General features: G+C 65.1%; 19 protein-coding genes. 14 read left to right on the forward strand and 5 right to left on the reverse strand.

All coding sequences use genetic code 11. The features are described from left to right. Positions 1–28: 28 nt before the first annotated feature. From M622_RS0120275 to M622_RS0120280, 8 genes are all read left to right on the forward strand, one after another. Positions 29–454, forward strand: coding sequence for a hypothetical protein (locus M622_RS0120275; protein WP_031346874.1), 426 nt, complete (start codon positions 29–31; stop codon positions 452–454). A gap of 156 nt (positions 455–610) precedes the next feature. Next, positions 611–1,897, forward strand: coding sequence for a nitrous oxide reductase family maturation protein NosD (locus tag M622_RS30320; RefSeq protein WP_021249412.1), 1,287 nt, complete (start codon positions 611–613; stop codon positions 1,895–1,897). Further along, complete coding sequence (locus tag M622_RS30325) at positions 1,869–2,828, forward strand: ABC transporter ATP-binding protein (RefSeq protein ID WP_031346875.1); 960 nt, start codon at positions 1,869–1,871, stop codon at positions 2,826–2,828. The genes M622_RS30320 and M622_RS30325 overlap by 29 nt, the downstream gene beginning before the upstream one ends. Positions 2,829–2,838: 10 nt before the next feature. Further along, positions 2,839–3,669: an ABC transporter permease gene (locus M622_RS30330; RefSeq protein ID WP_021249414.1), complete on the forward strand. Its 831-nt coding sequence runs from the start codon at positions 2,839–2,841 to the stop codon at positions 3,667–3,669. A 24-nt stretch (positions 3,670–3,693) separates the two neighbouring features. Beyond that, a complete protein-coding gene (locus tag M622_RS30335; protein WP_021249415.1) occupies positions 3,694–4,245 on the forward strand; it encodes a nitrous oxide reductase accessory protein NosL in 552 nt (183 codons plus the stop codon). A gap of 13 nt (positions 4,246–4,258) precedes the next feature. Further along, positions 4,259–4,528, forward strand: coding sequence for an MJ0235 family protein (locus M622_RS30340; RefSeq protein WP_021249416.1), 270 nt, complete (start codon positions 4,259–4,261; stop codon positions 4,526–4,528). Then, entirely contained in the window at positions 4,528–4,899 is a 372-nt protein-coding gene (locus M622_RS30345) for a toxin-antitoxin system TumE family protein (protein WP_021249417.1), read from the forward strand. The genes M622_RS30340 and M622_RS30345 overlap by 1 nt, the downstream gene beginning before the upstream one ends. A gap of 53 nt (positions 4,900–4,952) precedes the next feature. Beyond that, positions 4,953–5,534, forward strand: a complete 582-nt coding sequence (locus M622_RS0120280) for a nitrous oxide reductase accessory protein NosL (protein WP_088178590.1) — start codon at positions 4,953–4,955, stop codon at positions 5,532–5,534. A 100-nt stretch (positions 5,535–5,634) separates the two neighbouring features. Here the strand turns inward: M622_RS0120280 and M622_RS30350 are convergent, their stop codons facing one another. Next, on the reverse strand, positions 5,635–6,078 hold the full coding sequence (locus tag M622_RS30350) for a c-type cytochrome (RefSeq protein WP_021249419.1): 444 nt from the start codon (positions 6,076–6,078) through the stop codon (positions 5,635–5,637). A 267-nt stretch (positions 6,079–6,345) separates the two neighbouring features. Between M622_RS30350 and gluQRS the strand changes: the two genes are divergently transcribed. Both gluQRS and M622_RS30360 read left to right on the forward strand, forming a co-directional pair. Continuing rightward, a complete protein-coding gene (gene gluQRS / locus M622_RS30355; protein ID WP_021249420.1) occupies positions 6,346–7,269 on the forward strand; it encodes a tRNA glutamyl-Q(34) synthetase GluQRS in 924 nt (307 codons plus the stop codon). A gap of 7 nt (positions 7,270–7,276) precedes the next feature. Then, positions 7,277–7,702 carry a CoA-binding protein gene (locus M622_RS30360; RefSeq protein WP_021249421.1) on the forward strand — a complete coding sequence of 142 codons (426 nt, stop codon included), beginning with the start codon at positions 7,277–7,279 and terminating at the stop codon, positions 7,700–7,702. A gap of 31 nt (positions 7,703–7,733) precedes the next feature. Here the strand turns inward: M622_RS30360 and clsB are convergent, their stop codons facing one another. The 4 genes from clsB to M622_RS30380 form a co-directional block, all read right to left on the reverse strand. Continuing rightward, the gene (gene clsB, locus M622_RS30365; RefSeq protein ID WP_021249422.1) at positions 7,734–8,891 is read right to left on the reverse strand and encodes a cardiolipin synthase ClsB; all 1,158 of its coding nucleotides are present in this window, start codon (positions 8,889–8,891) and stop codon (positions 7,734–7,736) included. Beyond that, positions 8,888–9,637, reverse strand: coding sequence for an endonuclease/exonuclease/phosphatase family protein (locus M622_RS30370; RefSeq protein ID WP_021249423.1), 750 nt, complete (start codon positions 9,635–9,637; stop codon positions 8,888–8,890). Before M622_RS30370 ends, clsB begins: the two co-directional genes overlap by 4 nt. A 25-nt stretch (positions 9,638–9,662) precedes the next feature. Next, positions 9,663–10,763: a quinolinate synthase NadA gene (gene nadA / locus M622_RS30375; protein ID WP_021249424.1), complete on the reverse strand. Its 1,101-nt coding sequence runs from the start codon at positions 10,761–10,763 to the stop codon at positions 9,663–9,665. A 145-nt stretch (positions 10,764–10,908) separates the two neighbouring features. Next, on the reverse strand, positions 10,909–11,361 hold the full coding sequence (locus M622_RS30380; RefSeq protein WP_021249425.1) for a rhodanese-like domain-containing protein: 453 nt from the start codon (positions 11,359–11,361) through the stop codon (positions 10,909–10,911). Positions 11,362–11,423: 62 nt separating this feature from the next. Here M622_RS30380 and M622_RS30385 point away from each other — a divergent pair, with 62 nt between their 5' ends. From M622_RS30385 to glnL, 4 genes are all read left to right on the forward strand, one after another. After that, the gene (locus M622_RS30385) at positions 11,424–12,617 is read left to right on the forward strand and encodes a cation diffusion facilitator family transporter (RefSeq protein ID WP_021249426.1); all 1,194 of its coding nucleotides are present in this window, start codon (positions 11,424–11,426) and stop codon (positions 12,615–12,617) included. A 218-nt stretch (positions 12,618–12,835) separates the two neighbouring features. Continuing rightward, entirely contained in the window at positions 12,836–14,245 is a 1,410-nt protein-coding gene (gene glnA, locus M622_RS30390; protein ID WP_031346879.1) for a type I glutamate--ammonia ligase, read from the forward strand. Between the two features lie 152 nt (positions 14,246–14,397). Next, positions 14,398–14,883, forward strand: coding sequence for a DUF4124 domain-containing protein (locus M622_RS30395; protein ID WP_021249428.1), 486 nt, complete (start codon positions 14,398–14,400; stop codon positions 14,881–14,883). Between the two features lie 52 nt (positions 14,884–14,935). Then, a complete protein-coding gene (gene glnL / locus M622_RS30400; protein WP_021249429.1) occupies positions 14,936–16,009 on the forward strand; it encodes a nitrogen regulation protein NR(II) in 1,074 nt (357 codons plus the stop codon). Positions 16,010–16,023 lie beyond the last annotated feature (14 nt).

Raw genomic sequence — 16,023 nt, forward strand, 5'->3', positions numbered from 1 at the left:
CGACACGGTAATGAAGGAGGATTCGATCATGGTCGATCCACGTATTCTGACTGAGGCGGTTGAGCCGCCCTATGCCAGCAGCGGCGCCGCAAGCCGCCTGCTGGCCGAAGTCTGGGACCACCTGTGGCCGTGGAGTCGCAACGGCTTCCAGCGTCAGCGCATGATCCAGGCTGCCGGTCTGGCGCTGGCCGTCGCCGCCAGCGTGGCATGGATCCTGGCTGCGATGGGCAGCATGACGCCTGGCGCCATCATTGGCTGGTGGTTCGGGTGGAGCGTCTTCGAAGTACTGGTACGCCTCGGCTCCAAGCCCTACGTCAAGGACGGCCCGTGGTGGGGAAATCGCTACCGTCGCGCCAGCCTGATGGACATGGTGTGCTATGTTGGCTTCAAGAACCTGCTGATCGGTGCCACGCTGTTTCTGCTGCTCAAGAGCCTGGGACTGATCCAGATCTGAGGCCCCGCCCCACGCTGTTTACCCTGTGCGCCGCCCTTAGGGGCGGCGCCTTGTTTTCCTCACTCACGGCCGGCGCTCGTAGCGCTTCACCTAGATCAATTACCGCGCTGACATTGCGTCGCATACTGCTCGCAATCGTCAAGCACCCACCGTTCAATGCACCCCTCCCTTCGCCTTCTCATTACCCTTGGCACCGCAGCGCTGCTTGCCGGGCTGACCACGCCGGCCACGGCCGCGGTGTGGCGGGTTAAGGCCGGCGAATCCATCCAGGTGGCGATCGACCGCGCCGAACCCGGCGACACCATCGAAATCGAGCGTGCTCGCTATTTCGGCCACCTGCTGGTTGACAAGCCCTTGACGCTGCGTGGCATCAACCGCCCGACGATCGATGGCGAGTTGAAGGAGAACACGATCAGCGTGAAGGCGGAAAACGTTACCGTCGAAGGACTGATCGTCGCCAATTCGGGGGGCGACACCCTTTACCAGCACGCTGGCGTCTACATCTACCCCGGTTCGCACAAGGCCGTGGTGCGCAACTGCGACTTCTCCTACACCCTGTTCGGGATGTGGATCGAGAAAGCGGACGACGTGCTGATCGAGAACAATCTCATCACCGGCAAGCGCGATTTCGATTCCCCGCGGCGCGGCAACGGCATCCAGCTGTACAACACCCAGCGCGCGCGCATCATCGGCAACAACATCAGCTTCGTGCGCGACGCGATCTACGTCGACGTGTCGCATGACGCCATCTTCCGTGGCAACAAGCTGCACCACAGCCGCTATGGCACGCACTACATGACCTCCTACCGCAATCTGTGGGAAGGCAACGAGACCTGGTACAACCGCGGTGGTCTGGCGCTCATGGAAGTGCGCAGCCAGGTTGTGCGCAACAACATCGCCTGGGGCAATTCTGACCACGGCATCATGCTGCGCACCATTCAGGACTCGGTGATCGAGGGCAACATCGTCGCCGGCAACCAGCGCGGCTTCTTCATCTACGATGCTGAATACAACGAGATTCGGGGCAACCGTGTGATCGACAACATGGTCGGCATTCACCTGTGGGCCGGCTCGAAGAACAACCAGGTCGAAACCAACGACTTCATCGCCAACCGTGAACAGATCCGCTACGTCGCTGCGCGCGACATGATCTGGGGTGAGAAGGAAGGCAACTACTGGAGCAACTACCTCGGCTGGGACCGCAACGGCGACGACATCGGCGACGTGCAGTACGAGGCCAACGACATGGTGGACCGCCTGTCCTGGCGCCACCCGATGATGAAACTGCTGCTGGCAAGCCCGGCGGTGCAGACGCTACGCCTGGTCGGACAGCAGTTCCCGCTCTTGCGTGCCCCGAGCATCGTCGACCCCAAGCCTCGCATGCAGCCGTTCAACCCTGACTGGAGCCAATGGCGTGGCCGATATTTCCCCCGCTCCAAGTAATCAACCTTCGCGCGGAGCACGCGCGGTGATCGTCGCCCGTGGCGTGCACAAGCATTACGGCAGCATCCATGCGGTCGACGGCGTCGACCTCGACGTACAGGAAGGCGAGCTGTTCGGCCTGATCGGGCACAACGGTGCCGGCAAGAGCACGATGTTCAAGATGATGCTCGGCCTCATCCCGGTCACGGCCGGCGACATCCATATCGACGGTGCGCCCGTCGGCAGCGCGGGCGGCGACTTTCGTGCGGTGCGGCGCAAGATCGGCTACCTGCCCGAGAGCGTCGTGCTCTACGACAACCTTACCGGCCTCGAGACTCTGCACTTCTTCTCCAAGCTGAAGGGCGTCTCGCCCAAGGACAACGCCACGCTGCTCGAACGCGTCGGCCTCGCTCACGCGGCCAAGCGACGGGTGCGCGAATACTCCAAGGGCATGCGCCAGCGCCTCGGCTTCGCTCAGGCGCTGCTCGGCACGCCCCGTATCCTGTTCCTCGACGAACCCACCTCCGGCCTCGATCCGGAGGCGATCCGGGGTTTCTACGCCATCCTGCGACAGCTGAAGAGCGAAGGCGTGACCATGATCATCACCTCGCACATCCTGGCCGAGATCCAGGAGCGGGTAGACCGTCTGACCATCATGGCCGCCGGCAAGGTGCAGGCCACCGGCACCGTGCAGGGACTGCGCGAGCAGATGGACCTGCCCCTGTGGTTCAGCGTACGTGTGGCAGCGGAGGACTTCGAGGCCGTGCGCGCCGCGCTCGGCCACCTGCCGGTGGCGGCAATCGAGGCACGCGACGACCATGTGGCGGTGCAGTGCAAGCGCGACACGAAGATGGCGGTGATCGCCGCACTCGCCACGCTGGGCGACAAGGTGCGCGATCTCAACGTGCGCGAACCCTCGCTCGAAGACGTGTTCTTCGGCTTTTCGGACTAAGGGGCGGATCATGGAGTTCTCGCAGATTGCCGCCATCGCCAGCAAGGAGTTCTGGGACCGCATCCGCAACCGCTGGGTGCTGGCGGTGGCATTGGTGTTCACCGCCTTCGCGCTCTCGATCGCCTACTTCGGCGCAGCGCAACAGGGCACGGTAGGCTTCCGCTCGATCGAAGTCACCATCGCCAGCCTCGTCAGCCTGGTCATCTACCTGATTCCGCTGATCGCGCTGATGCTCGGCTTCGACGCCATCGTCGGCGAGCGCGAACACGGCTCGCTCGACCTGCTGCTGTCGATGCCGATCACTCGCGGCGAGTTACTGCTGGGCAAATACCTCGGCCTGGCCGGCGCGCTTGCATTTTCCACCGTGGCCGGCTTCGGCCTGGTCGGACTCGTGCTCTCGGCACAGCTAGACCTCAACGCCCTATTCCACTACTTCGGCTTCATGCTCAGTTCAGTGCTGCTGGGATGCGCCTTTCTCAGCCTGGCGGTGATGCTCTCAGTGTTCGCGTCCGATCGCACGCGCGCCTCCGGGCTGGCGATCGCGATGTGGTTCTTCTTCGTGCTGATCTTCGACCTGCTGCTACTGGCCGTACTGGTCGTCACCGCCGGCCAGTGGGGTGGCGAGGCCTTGCCCTACCTGCTGTTGTTGAACCCGGCGGACGTGTTCCGCATCCTCAACATATTTTCGCTGGAAGACGTACGCACCCTGTACGGTCTATCCACCGTCTTCCCGCCAGCGCTGGCCAAGCCCTGGCTACTCGGGCTCGTGATGCTGGGCTGGATCATCGCCCCGCTCGCGATCGCGGGCTGGCGCTTCCGGCTCAGCGCGAGCCGCGCCTGATCGACTGCGACTGGAGAACTTCCGATGTGCATACACCATGGCTGCAAGCACCCTGCGCTTGACCGCCGCCGCTTCCTGATCGCCAGCGCCGCCGCCGGCCTGCTCGCCGCTTGCGGCGGATCCAGTGACGGTAGTGGCGCGGTCGCCGCGCTCGAGATCGATCGCAGCACCAGTTGCGCCCTCGACGGCATGCTGCTCGCCGACTATCCCGGCCCCAAGGCGCAGGTTCACTACAGCGGCCTGGCACAGCCCGACTGGTTCTGCGACACGCTGGAGATGTTCAACGTCTACCTGAACCCCGAGCAGGCACGTCTCGTCACCGGCATGTTCGTGCAGGACATGGGCAAGACGGACTGGGACAAACCCGTGGCCAACTGGATCGATGCGAAGACGGCCATCTACGTGTTCGGCTCGAAGCGACTGGGCTCGATGGGGCCGACCGCTGCATCCTTCTCAAGCGAGGCAGACGCCCAGGCCTTTGCCGCACAGCACGGCGGCAAGGTGTTGAAGTTCGACGAGGTCAAGCCCGACATGGTCATCCTCGACGGCGGCGCCTTGCACGACCAATCCATGTAAGGGACGTAACAGCATGAATCCGATTTACGGCGCCCTGACACCCGAGGTCGCGCTCGAACTGGAGCCGCTTTCGCGGCTGGTCTATGAAGCACGCGAAAACCGCCGCCAGGTGCTGGATGCCGTTGGCGCGAGCGACGAAGCCAGCCTGCTGGCGCGCATCGCTGCGGCGGAGATAGGGGAACACCCGGCTTATGAGCACTATTTGGCCGCCCGCATTCTTGCCGACACCCACGAGGCCGCACGCAAGGCAGTGGCGGCGCTTCTGCACGAGGTCAATGGCTGATGGATCTGCATGCACGCATTCTCGAATGCATCGAACATGAACACGGCGACCTGCTCGCCGCAGCACCCCAGCTGAACCAGGACGCCCTCGACATCCGCTTGCGCAATGGGGTCATGCTGACGGTACGCTACGCCGCCGCCGACGCCTACTCGCTGCGCTGGCGTACGGGCCTGGGAAGCGACATGGCAGAGCTTGGCATCGATACCGCACCCAGCCATCCCCACCTCGCAACACACCCCAACCACCTGCACCTGGCCGACGGGACGGTCGTGCCCGATCCGGTCACGCGCACCGATGCCAGCCCCGAGGCCAACGTGTGTGCGCTGGTCTCCGCCCTCGCCCACGACCCGCAACTCGGCACGCAAGCGTGACATCCGCCCCTGTGCGCAGCCGCGCCCTCCTGCTTGGCTCCGCGGCCGTGTGCATGACGGTCGCAGGGGCGTTGTTCTGGCAGTATGCGACAAGCAGGGGAGGGGCTGACTTCACCCCCCCCCAGGAAGACATCTGCATCGTGCCGCCTGCACGCGTGTCGCTTGCCCACCCCTACGACCCTGCATCGGGGCTCGGCATGTATGACGTCCGCCCGATTCCTGCAGACGCCCGTTGTCCTGTGTGCGGCATGTATCCGGCACGCTTCCCGAAATGGGCAGCACAGATCATCTTCAAGGACGGTTCGGCGCACTTCTTCGACTCGCCGGTCGACCTCTTCATGTTCCTGGAGGACTCTGCGCGCTTCGACCCCACCCACAAGGCGGAAGACGCGGCTGCGTTGTATGTCGCAGACCATCGCAGTGGCGCCTGGGTGGACGCCCGCCAGGCGACTTTCGTCATCGACTCCAGCGCCAAGGGGCCGATGCGAGGGCCCGACCTGCCAGCCTTTGCCAAGCTTGCCGACGCTCAGGCCTTTGCCACCGAGTACGGCGGTCGTACGCTCGGCTTTGTCGACCTTGACCGCAGCGTGATGGGCGGATTGCGCAGTTCGACCCACGCCGGGCACACCCACTAAGCGAAGCCCTGGCCCAGTCTGCCACCCGCGCGAAGCGGGCGTGAACGAAAAACGGAGGCTTGCGCCTCCGTTCCGTGATCGCTTCAAGCCGGTGTTGAGCTTACTCCGACTTCGCCACCATGAAGTCCACCGCCGCCTTCACCTCATCGTCGCTCAGGTTCGGCGCGCCACCACGTGCGGGCATCATGCCTTTTTCGCCGGTGTAGCCCTCGAGCGCGTGCTTGTACAAGGTGTCCTTGCCCTGGGCGATACGCGGAGCCCACTCGTCCTTGTTACCCGGAAGCGGTGCACCGGCAACGCCTGAGGCGTGGCACAGCGCGCAGGTCTTCTTGTACACACTCTCACCCCCGGCACTGGCCGGAGCAGCGGCCACCGGTGCAGGCGCGGGTGCAGCAACCGGTGCCGGCGCAGCAGCCGGTGCCGCGGCAGGCGCGGCGGCTGTGGGCGCTGAGGTCGAAGCGGCCGGGGTGCCGGAGTCCTGGCCACCACAGGCAGCAAGCAGGCCAGCGAGCACAGCGGCGACGATCAGCGGGGTTTTTTTCATGACAAATCTCCGTTCGTATGGGGCAAGCGATGCAGCACCCATCGAGCCACATCGAACTTGGCGAGATGCTAGCGCACAGCGAAATCGATACGATTGACAGGAATCAATTCCTGCGAAATCACCTCCGTCGCAGGCGGGCGCGAGTTCGATCGCCCGACCATGGTGCCAGAGTTCGAGGATTGAGGCAGAATCCCGCGCAAGGTCCACCGCCAACAAGACCGGGCACTCGATACGCGCTCGGCCCACGCCCGGTATTGTCAGCCCTCGATGAGCGCACTCACGCTCCCCTCAGCCCCCGCCTACATTGGCCGCTTCGCCCCCTCGCCCAGCGGCGCGCTGCATTTCGGCTCGCTGGCGGCGGCGATGGGCAGCTATCTCGATGCGCGCACCCACGGCGGGCGCTGGCTGCTGCGCATCGAGGACGTCGACACCCCACGCACCGTGCCCGGCGCAGCAGAGCACATCATCGCCACGCTCGCACGCTTCGGTTTCGAGTGGGACGGCGACATCGTGTGGCAAAGCCAGCGCAGCGAAGCCTACCGTGCCGCGCTCGAACATCTGCAGGCAGCAGGTCACGCCTTTGCCTGCGCGTGCACGCGCCGCGAGATGGCCGACTCCGGACTCGCGCGCGATGGCTCACGGCGCTACCCCGGCACCTGTCGTGAAGGCCTGCCTGCCGGGCGCAGCGCACGCGCCTGGCGGGTGCGTGCGCAGGGCGTGGTGGGCTTCGAGGATGGCGTTCAGGGCTGGCAACAGGAAGACCTCGCCGCCGACTCGGGCGATTACGTGGTGCTGCGTGCCGACGGCCTGTTCGCTTATCAGCTCGCGGTGGTGGTCGACGATGCCGACGCCGGCATCACCCACGTCGTGCGCGGTGCCGACCTGCTCGACTCCACCGCCCGCCAGATTCACCTGCAAGGCCTGCTCGGCCTGCCCTCGCCGTACTATGCTCATTTGCCGGTAGCCACCAATGCCGCCGGCGAAAAGCTGTCGAAGCAGACCCTCGCCCGTGCCATCGACACCCACCCGCCCGCCCACGCCCTGCTTGCGGCCCTCCGCTTTCTCGGCCAGGCTCCGCCTGCCGCATTGGGGCGCGCCAATACCGCCGAGCTCTGGCAGTGGGCGCTCCATCACTGGCAACTCAGCGCCGTCCCCCGCTGCCGCCACGCGCCGGCAGTCGATATCGATTGAGGATTCCATGCACAGCAATGACATCAGCGCCGACCGCAATGCCCTTCGTGCCCTACTCGAGGACACCCGTACCATTGCCATCGTCGGTCTCTCGCCCCGCCCCGAGCGCGCCAGCAACGAGGTCGCGCGCTACCTGCGCGCAGCCGGTTACACCATCATCCCGGTCAACCCGGCGTGCACCGACGTGCTGGGCGAAAAGTGCTATCCCAGCCTGCGTGACGTGCCCGGACCGATTGACATGGTCGACGTGTTTCGCAGGTCGGAAGAAGTGATGGCGGTGGCCGAGGACGCGATCGCCGTCGGTGCGCGCAGCCTGTGGCTGCAGCTGGGCGTGATCGCACCCGAAGCGAGCGCGCGCGCCGCTGACGCCGGGCTGAAGGTGGTGATCGATCGCTGCACCAAGATCGAGCATGCGGTCCTGATCGGACGCTGAGCAGCGCGGAGCTCGATCTCAGCCTGGCGGCTCAGTGCTTGTCGCCGTAGCCGGCGAGCCCGATCGCGAGGCGGACGAGCTGGTATGAAACCCAGTTGAGGGCGCGCTGCAGCAGCGACAGACGGCGCCAATCGGTCGCGCGCAACTCGCTCGCGCCATTGCAGATCGCGTGCTCGAGGCGGGCGCGCAGCTGCGTGGCAAAGCCGCTGTCATCGATGAAGATATTGGCCTCGCGCGCGAGCAGCAGGCTGAAGGCGTCGATATTGCTTGAGCCCACCGTCGCCCATCTGCCGTCAACCACCGCCACCTTGGCATGCAGGTGGCTGCGGTGATACTCGAACAAGCGGATGCCCTGGCGCAGGAAGTAGGGATAGAGCGCCCGCGTGGCGTAACGCTGCAGCGGATGGTCGGCGATACCCTGCAACAACAAGGTGATGCTCACCCCGCGCTCGGCGGCGTCGATCAGAGCCTGGCGGAAGCGCCTGCCAGGAAAGAAATACGCGCTGGCGATGACAATCTCACGCTGGGCGCCGTCGATTGCCGCCAGATAGGCATCCTCGATCGCATGGCGAAAGCGCAGGTTGTCGCGTACGACGTAAGCCGCGCAGATCTCTCCCACCGGCTCGGCTTGCGCCGGTGCCAGCAGGGGGAGTTGCTGGCGACGACGAAAGCTGGCCCAGGCAACCAGGCGCCAGAGGCGGTTCATCGAGCTGACGATGGGCGCGAGCACCGGCCCGCGCACATGCACGGCGAAGTCGTAACGCGGATGAGGCGGGCCGCCGGCGGTGAAGTCATCGATGATATTGATGCCGCCGACAAAGGCTTCGCGCCCGTCGATGACCACAACCTTGCGATGCAGGCGGCGCAAGCGGTGACGATGCAGCGACAACTTGCGCACCTCGCGGCGATAGATCAGTACCTGAACACCTTGCTCATGCAGGCGCGGCAGCAGCCGCATGAGGAAACGGCGGCTACCGAAGCCATCGACCATGACTTTTACCGTAACGCCGCGGGCGGCCGCGCGCTCCAGTGCCGCAGCGATGCGGCGCCCGGTTTCATCATCCTCGAAGATGTAGACCTGCAGGAATATCTCACGCTCGGCGCGATCGACCGCCGCCTCCAGCGCGGGAAAATACTGTTCGCCATTCTCCAGCAAGCGCACCGCATTGCCGGGCTGGCACTGCTTCAAGCCAGCGGTTCCAGTTCGGCCGTGAGCGCTGCGTGATCGGAGATCTGTGCCCAGGGCGCACCGAAATGCACCTCGGCACGACGCACGCGAAAGCCACGCACATAGATGCGATCGAGACGGAAAAACGGCAGCGCGCTCGGGTAGCTGCGCGCCGGGCGCCCGATGCCGCCGCCAAAGGCTTCGACCAGCCCGAGCCGATCGGCGAGCAGGCGGTCGGCTCGATTGCGCCAGTCGTTGAAATCCCCCGCAATGATCAGCGGCGCCCCATCGGGTGCCAGATCTTCCATGCGCTCGGCGAGCGCCTCCATCTGCCGTCGGCGCCCCCCTCCGGTCAGCCCCAGGTGCACGCAGACGCAATGCACCGCGGCCGCGACCCCGGGCAGCTGGATCTCGCAATGCAGCAGCCCGCGGCGCTCGAAGCGGTGCGCCGAGACGTCCTGGTTGGCCTGACTGAGGATGGCATGGCGGCTGAGGATGGCATTGCCATGGTGGCCGTGGTCGTAGACCGCATTGCCGCCGTAGGCGGTCTGCTGCCAGCTCTCCTCAGCCAGAAATTCATGTTGCGGCTGCGCTGGCCAGCTCGAATGACGCTGCGGATGAGCGAGGTGCAGGCCCTGCACCTCCTGCAGGAACACCAGATCGGAATCCAGCGTGCGCAAGCGATCACGCAGCTCATGCACCACCATACGGCGGTTGAACTGCGAAAAGCCCTTGTGGATATTGTAGGAACAGATCCTCAGCGTCATCGACCGCCTCTCCACGCAAGGCGGATCAGGATAAAGCCAGCATGCGATCGAGAGCGATGCGTGCGAGTTCGGCCTCCCGCCCGGGCACCTTGATCTGGTTGACGATCTTGCCGTCGGCAAGATTTTCCAGCGCCCAGGCCAGATGCTGCGGATCGATGCGCTGCATGGTCGAACACATGCACACCGTCGGCGCCATGAACTGCACGACCTTGCCCTGCGGCTTCATCTCCTCGGCCAGGCGGCTGACCAGGTTGAGCTCGGTGCCGACCAGCCAGTGACTGCCCGCCGGGCCCGCGCTGATGGTGTTGATGATGTACTCGGTCGAACCCACATAATCCGACTTCTGGCACACCTCCAGGCTGCTTTCCGGGTGGGAGATGACGAAGCCCTGCGGATTCTTCTCGCGCCAACGGTCGATGTGCGCCGGCTGGAACATCTGGTGCACCGAACAGTGCCCTTTCCACAGCAGGATCTTCGCATTGCGGATCTGCTCGGGCGTGAGGCCGCCGTATTCGAGGTCGGGATCCCACACCACCATCTGCTCGAGCGCGATGCCTTTCTTGTAACCGCTCCAGCGCCCGAGGTGCTGGTCGGGGAAGAACAGCACCTTCTCGCGCTTGGCAAAGGCCCAGTCGAGAATGGTCGGGGCATTGGTGGAAGTGCACACGATGCCGCCATGCTCACCACAAAAGGCCTTCAGGTCCGCAGCGGAGTTGATGTAGGTCACCGGCGTGATGATCTCATCAGGCGCGTCGAGGACCTCGGCCAGTTCGCGCCAGCAGCGCTCGACCTTGGCCAGGTTGGCCATGTCGGCCATCGAGCAACCCGCCGCGAGGTCGGGCAGGATGGCGACCTGGCTGGGCTTGGACAGGATGTCGGCAACCTCGGCCATGAAATGAACGCCGCAGAAGACGATGAACTCGGCTTCGGTCTGCGAGGCGAGGCGCGCGAGCTTGAGCGAATCTCCGGTGAGGTCGGCGTACTGATAGACATCGGCGCGCTGGTAATGGTGGCACAGCAGCACTGCGCGCTCGCCAAGGCGGGCGCGGGCGGCACGGATGCGCTCATGCGCCTCGGCGTCGGCGAGCGCGTTGAAACGGTCGAAACTGATGGTGGCTACTTGCATGAGGCGAATCCGGCTCCTGTCAGAAGAGAATGCGTCCATTGACTTTGGGTAGGGTGGGTTCGTGGCTGGATGTGACCTTGCGCATCGGACCCTGCGGCGGCGGCAGGGGTTCCGGCGCGGCGCAAACCCGGTTTGTAATAAAACGTCAGCCCTGGTGCCAGGGCAGACCGGCATGGCGCCAGCCGCCAATGCGATTGCGCTGGCCCTTGCCGTCCTTGTCACCCTCGAAGCCTTCGAGAATGTTGTAGCAATTGCTGTAGCCCGCGCCGGCGGCAAGGCGGGCGGCGCCGTCCGAGCGCACGCCCGAGCGACACAGGAACATCACCAAGGCCTCGGTATCGACCTGCTGCCTGAGCTGGGTCAGGAAGTTGGGGTTGCGCTGCATGCCCGGCCACGATGACCATTCGAGCTCGACTGCAGCAGGCACGCGACCGACCCAATCGAGTTCGGCACGGGTGCGGATGTCCACCAGCTTCGCGCCCGGCGCGAGTTGCCAGATCTCCCAGCTTTCAGCTGGCGTCAGTGCGCCCTGATAGGGCAGACCGAGCTTGAGCGCACGCTGTCGCGCAAGGGCCAGCAGGTCGGACAGGGTTCCCATGCGATCATCCGTCTAAAATCATGTCTTGCGCCAAGTATAGCGCGTCCTTTCTGGCCCCTCGCATGCCCCCTCCCCTGTCTCATCCGCAGCTGCCGCGTGCTGCGCGCGCGCACCCCGACAACGACGATGCCCGCAAGCGCGACATTCAGCGCACCACCCTGGTGGCCGTCGCCACCAACGCCACGCTCGCGGTCGCCCAGTTCGTCATCGGCTTGTTTGCCAACGCCTTCAGCCTCGTGGCCGATGCCGCGCACACCTTGTCGGATCTGGTCACTGATCTGCTCGTGCTGCTGGCCGCGCGCCATGGCGCCGACCCCGCCGACATCAACCACCCCTATGGCCACGGTCGCATCGAGACTGCCACCACCATGGTGCTCGGCGCCGTGCTGGCCGCGGTAGGCGTGGGCTTTTTGTGGAACTCGGGCTTGCGGCTGCAGAACATGAACGCCCTGCCCGATCTGCATCCGGTCGCCCTCGGCGTGGCGGTGCTGACCCTGATCGCCAAGGAGAGCCTGTTCCGCTTCACCCTCGCTGCCGCGCACCGACTGAAGGCGCCTTTGCTCGAAGCCAACGCCTGGCATGCGCGCTCGGACGCAGCCTCATCACTGGTGGTGGCAGTGGGCATCGGCGGCAGCCTGGCGGGCTACCCCTTCCTCGAGCCGCTGGCCGCAGCCGTGGTCGGCTTCCTGATCCTGCACATGGGCCTGCGCCTGGGGTGGACGGCGATCCGCGAACTGATCGACACCGGCGTGTCCGAGCAGGAGCTTGAACATCTGCGCCAGACGATCGAGCAAACGCCGGGCGTCATCGGCCTGCACGAGATGCGCACGCGGCGCATGGCCGGCCGCGTGCTTTGCGATGCCCACGTGCAGGTGGCGCCCCGCCTCACCGTCTCCGAAGGCCACCGCGTGTCCGATAGCGTCTATCTGCGCGTGCGCGCCGCCCATCCCGAAGTGCAGGACGTGCTTGTGCATATCGACCCCGAGGACGACGACAGCCTGCAGGCCGTGCCGCCCGGGCGACTACCCGAACGCGCGGATGTGCTCGCTACGGTCGCCACCCTGCTCGGCCCCGATGTGGCCGTGCCCAAACGCGTACAGATCCATTACCTGGGCGGGCGCGTGGATGTCGACGTCTTGCTGGACACCGCGCCTGCCGCGGCCGATGCGCAGGCACTGCGGCGGCGCACCCAGGACTGGCTGGCGCAACAGGCGCACTACCGCTCGATCAGCTTTTACACGCCGATCGCACCATGATGGTGCATGCATGCTGACTTTCGCCCCAATGCAGTGCATCACGAAAGCCCACTGACCGAGACTTTCGTGCAAGGCCCCGTGTGGCACAATGATCTTCATGCATGTGCCAGCCTGGCACACTTAGTGCTTTATCTGACTCATCAAATTCCGCGCTCCGGTACCGAACCGGAGCGCGCCCCGCTCAACGCACACAACGCCTCATCTCACCAGGAGTGAAAATGAACGCTCAAGACGTCATGAAGATGATCCAGGAAAACGAAGTCCGCTTCGTGGACCTGCGCTTCACCGATACCCGCGGCAAGGAACACCACGTCGGCCTGCCGGTTTCGGCCTTCGAGGAAGAGCACTTCGAGCAAGGCCACCCCTTCGACGGCTCCTCGCTGGCCGGCTGGAAAGGCATCCAGGCCTCGGACATGATCCTGATGCCGGAGCCGTCCACCGCCTATCTCGACCCCTTCTTCGACGAGGCCACGCTGGTCATCACCTGCGACGTCGTCGAACCCTCGGACGGCAAGGGCTACGACCGCGATCCGCGCTCGATCGCCAAGCGCGCCGAGGCCTATCTGAAGAGCACCGGTATCGGCGACACCGCCTACTTCGGCCCCGAGCCCGAGTTCTTCATCTTTGACGCCGTCGAATGGTCGATCGACATGTCCGGCGTGTACAGCAAGATCATCTCCGAAGAGGCCGCCTGGTCCACCGCCGAGAAGTTCGAAGGCGGCAACACCGGCCACCGTCCGCGCGTCAAGGGCGGTTACTTCCCGGTGCCGCCGGTCGACAGCCTGAACGACGTGCGTGCCGCCATGTGCCTGGCGCTCGAAGCCTGCGGCGTGCCGGTCGAAGTGCATCACCACGAAGTCGCCAATGCCGGCCAGTGCGAGATCGGCACCCGCTTCAGCACGCTCACCCAGCGCGCTGACTGGACCCAGGTGCTGAAGTACATCGTGCACAACGTCGCGCACCAGTACGGCAAGACCGCCACCTTCATGCCCAAGCCCATCGTCGGTGACAACGGCTCCGGCATGCACGTCCATCAGTCGATCTGGAAGGACGGCCAGAACCTGTTCGCTGGCAACGGCTACGCCGGCCTGTCCGAGACCGCGCTGTATTACATCGGCGGCATCATCAAGCACGCGCGCGCGCTCAACGCCATCACCAACCCGGGCACCAACTCCTACAAGCGCCTGGTGCCGCACTACGAAGCCCCGACCAAGCTCGCTTACTCGGCGCGCAACCGCTCGGCCTCGATCCGCATCCCCTACGTCGCCAACCCGAAGGGGCGCCGTGTCGAGGCGCGCTTCCCCGACCCCCTGGCCAACCCCTACCTGTGCTTCGCGGCGCTGATGATGGCCGGCCTGGACGGCATCCAGAACAAGATCCACCCCGGCGATCCGGCCGACAAGAACCTGTACGATCTGCCACCGGAAGAGGACGCGCTGATCCCGACCGTGTGCACCAGCCTCGAGCAGGCGCTGGAACATCTGGACAAGGACCGCGAGTTCCTGACCCGTGGCGGCGTGTTCTCCAATGACTTCATTGACGCCTACATCACCCTGAAGATGGAAGAGGTCGACCGCATGCGCATCACCACCCACCCGGTGGAGTTCGACATGTATTACAGCCTCTAAGCCAGGACTCCAAGCGCAGCGCACAAAGGACGGGCATTGCCCGTCCTTTTTTTATCGGGTCTAATCGAGCTTGACTGCGCCCGCACAGCGCCGGACTGACTCTTTCCGCCCGGCCTGCCGTCCGCTCCGGCAAAGCCCCCACCGACACGAGCATGCGACCGCTTCGAGCACTCCCCCTGATCCTGCTGCTGCATACCGCCCTTCCCGCACAGGCTGCGGTATACAAATGCATCGATGGCGATGGCAGGGTGACTTACACCAACGACCCCAGCCTGGCGCGTGGCTGCAAGCTGCTCGACTCAGGCCAGGCGGTGTCGACCGTGCCGGCTCCGGTTCGGCGCCCGGCAGCAAGTCCGGGCAGCTCCTCCTCCACCTCACCGGCCTTCCCGCGCGTCAGCGCAGACGACCAGCGCGCACGCGACGATGGTCGACGCCAGGTGCTGGAGTCCGAGCTGGCGACCGAGGAGAAGGCGCTGGCGGAAGCCGAGCACAGCCTCCTTGAGCAGGAGTCGATCCGGCTCGGCAACGAGCGCAACTACCAGAAAGTGCTCGACCGGCTGCAACCCTTCAAGGACAAGCTTGAACTGCACAAACGCAACATCGAGGCGCTGCGGCGCGAGATCTCCGGCCTGAAGTAGAGCACTGGCGCGCGTCTTGCTTGGCATCCTGGACACAAAACGGGACGCCCCCATGCCCAAACCCAGATCCACCCCCTTGATCAACAACGGACTGTTCGCCGGGATTGAGCTGCTGTCGACGGCGGTGGTGCTGGTCGACGCCGACCTGTGCATTCGCCACCTCAACCCCAGCGCGGAAAACCTGTTCGCGATCAGCCGTCACAAGCTCCTCGGCATGCCCCTGAGCCTGCTTCTGGGGAAGCCGCCGGGACTGGCTGCGGCGCTCGACAACGCGCTGCACAGCAACTGGAGCTATACCGGCCAGGACATGACGGTCGCGCACCCCAACGCCGATCCGATCCGGCTCGACTGCACGGTGAGCCCGGTCGACAGCGCAGGCATCCGCCTGGTGCTGGAGTTCCGTCCCATCGACGCCCAGCTGCGGGTTGCGCGCGAAGAGCAGCTGCTCCAGCAGCAACAGGCCAACCGTGAGCTGATCCGCAATCTCGCGCACGAAATCAAGAACCCGCTCGGCGGCATCCGGGGCTCCGCCCAATTGCTGCAGCGTGAACTGGGCGATGCGCAACTGCGCGAATTCACCGCCGTCATCATCGCCGAGGCCGACCGTCTGAACGAGCTCATGAGCCGGCTGCTGAGCTCGCACTGCATGATGCGTCCGGCGCCGCTGAATATTCACGATGTGCTCGAGCGCGTGCGCCGCCTGATCCTGGCTGAGTTCCCCGCGCTCGACATACGCGGTGACTATGACCTCAGCCTGCCCGAGCTCAGCGCCGATCGCGAGCAGCTCATCCAGGCCATTCTCAACATCGTGCGCAACGCCGCGCAGGCAGTGGAGGGCGCAGGCGAGATCCTGCTGCGCACGCGGGTGGCACGCCAGGTCACCCTGGCAAAGCGTCGCTACAAGCTGGCACTGGAATTGCAAGTGATCGACAACGGCCCCGGCATCGCCACCCACATCCGCGAGCAGATCTTCTATCCGCTGGTGTCGGGGCGCGCCGGCGGCAGCGGCCTCGGACTGTCGCTGGCCCAGGGCTTCATCGAACAACATCAGGGCATGATCGAAGTGGACAGCCGCCCGGGGCGCACCTGCTTCACGATCCTGCTGCCGATTTCCGACCGTGTGTGAGCCCAGCTCACGCA

The sequence above is a fragment of the Thauera terpenica 58Eu genome (genome assembly GCF_000443165.1).
Lineage (GTDB): Bacteria > Pseudomonadota > Gammaproteobacteria > Burkholderiales > Rhodocyclaceae > Thauera > Thauera terpenica.

Excerpts from the sequence above, each read along its gene's own strand:
- M622_RS0120275 (WP_031346874.1), top strand. The coding sequence starts at position 29 with ATGGTCGATCCACGTATTCTGACTGAGGCGGTTGAGCCGCCCTATGCC.
- M622_RS30320 (WP_021249412.1), top strand. The coding sequence starts at position 611 with ATGCACCCCTCCCTTCGCCTTCTCATTACCCTTGGCACCGCAGCGCTG.
- M622_RS30330 (WP_021249414.1), top strand. The coding sequence starts at position 2,839 with ATGGAGTTCTCGCAGATTGCCGCCATCGCCAGCAAGGAGTTCTGGGAC.
- M622_RS30335 (WP_021249415.1), top strand. The coding sequence starts at position 3,694 with ATGTGCATACACCATGGCTGCAAGCACCCTGCGCTTGACCGCCGCCGC.
- M622_RS30340 (WP_021249416.1), top strand. The coding sequence starts at position 4,259 with ATGAATCCGATTTACGGCGCCCTGACACCCGAGGTCGCGCTCGAACTG.
- M622_RS30345 (WP_021249417.1), top strand. The coding sequence starts at position 4,528 with ATGGATCTGCATGCACGCATTCTCGAATGCATCGAACATGAACACGGC.
- M622_RS0120280 (WP_088178590.1), top strand. The coding sequence starts at position 4,953 with ATGACGGTCGCAGGGGCGTTGTTCTGGCAGTATGCGACAAGCAGGGGA.
- M622_RS30350 (WP_021249419.1), bottom strand. The coding sequence starts at position 6,078 with ATGAAAAAAACCCCGCTGATCGTCGCCGCTGTGCTCGCTGGCCTGCTT.
- gluQRS (WP_021249420.1), top strand. The coding sequence starts at position 6,346 with ATGAGCGCACTCACGCTCCCCTCAGCCCCCGCCTACATTGGCCGCTTC.
- M622_RS30360 (WP_021249421.1), top strand. The coding sequence starts at position 7,277 with ATGCACAGCAATGACATCAGCGCCGACCGCAATGCCCTTCGTGCCCTA.
- M622_RS30370 (WP_021249423.1), bottom strand. The coding sequence starts at position 9,637 with ATGACGCTGAGGATCTGTTCCTACAATATCCACAAGGGCTTTTCGCAG.
- nadA (WP_021249424.1), bottom strand. The coding sequence starts at position 10,763 with ATGCAAGTAGCCACCATCAGTTTCGACCGTTTCAACGCGCTCGCCGAC.
- M622_RS30380 (WP_021249425.1), bottom strand. The coding sequence starts at position 11,361 with ATGGGAACCCTGTCCGACCTGCTGGCCCTTGCGCGACAGCGTGCGCTC.
- M622_RS30385 (WP_021249426.1), top strand. The coding sequence starts at position 11,424 with ATGCCCCCTCCCCTGTCTCATCCGCAGCTGCCGCGTGCTGCGCGCGCG.
- glnA (WP_031346879.1), top strand. The coding sequence starts at position 12,836 with ATGAACGCTCAAGACGTCATGAAGATGATCCAGGAAAACGAAGTCCGC.
- M622_RS30395 (WP_021249428.1), top strand. The coding sequence starts at position 14,398 with ATGCGACCGCTTCGAGCACTCCCCCTGATCCTGCTGCTGCATACCGCC.
- glnL (WP_021249429.1), top strand. The coding sequence starts at position 14,936 with ATGCCCAAACCCAGATCCACCCCCTTGATCAACAACGGACTGTTCGCC.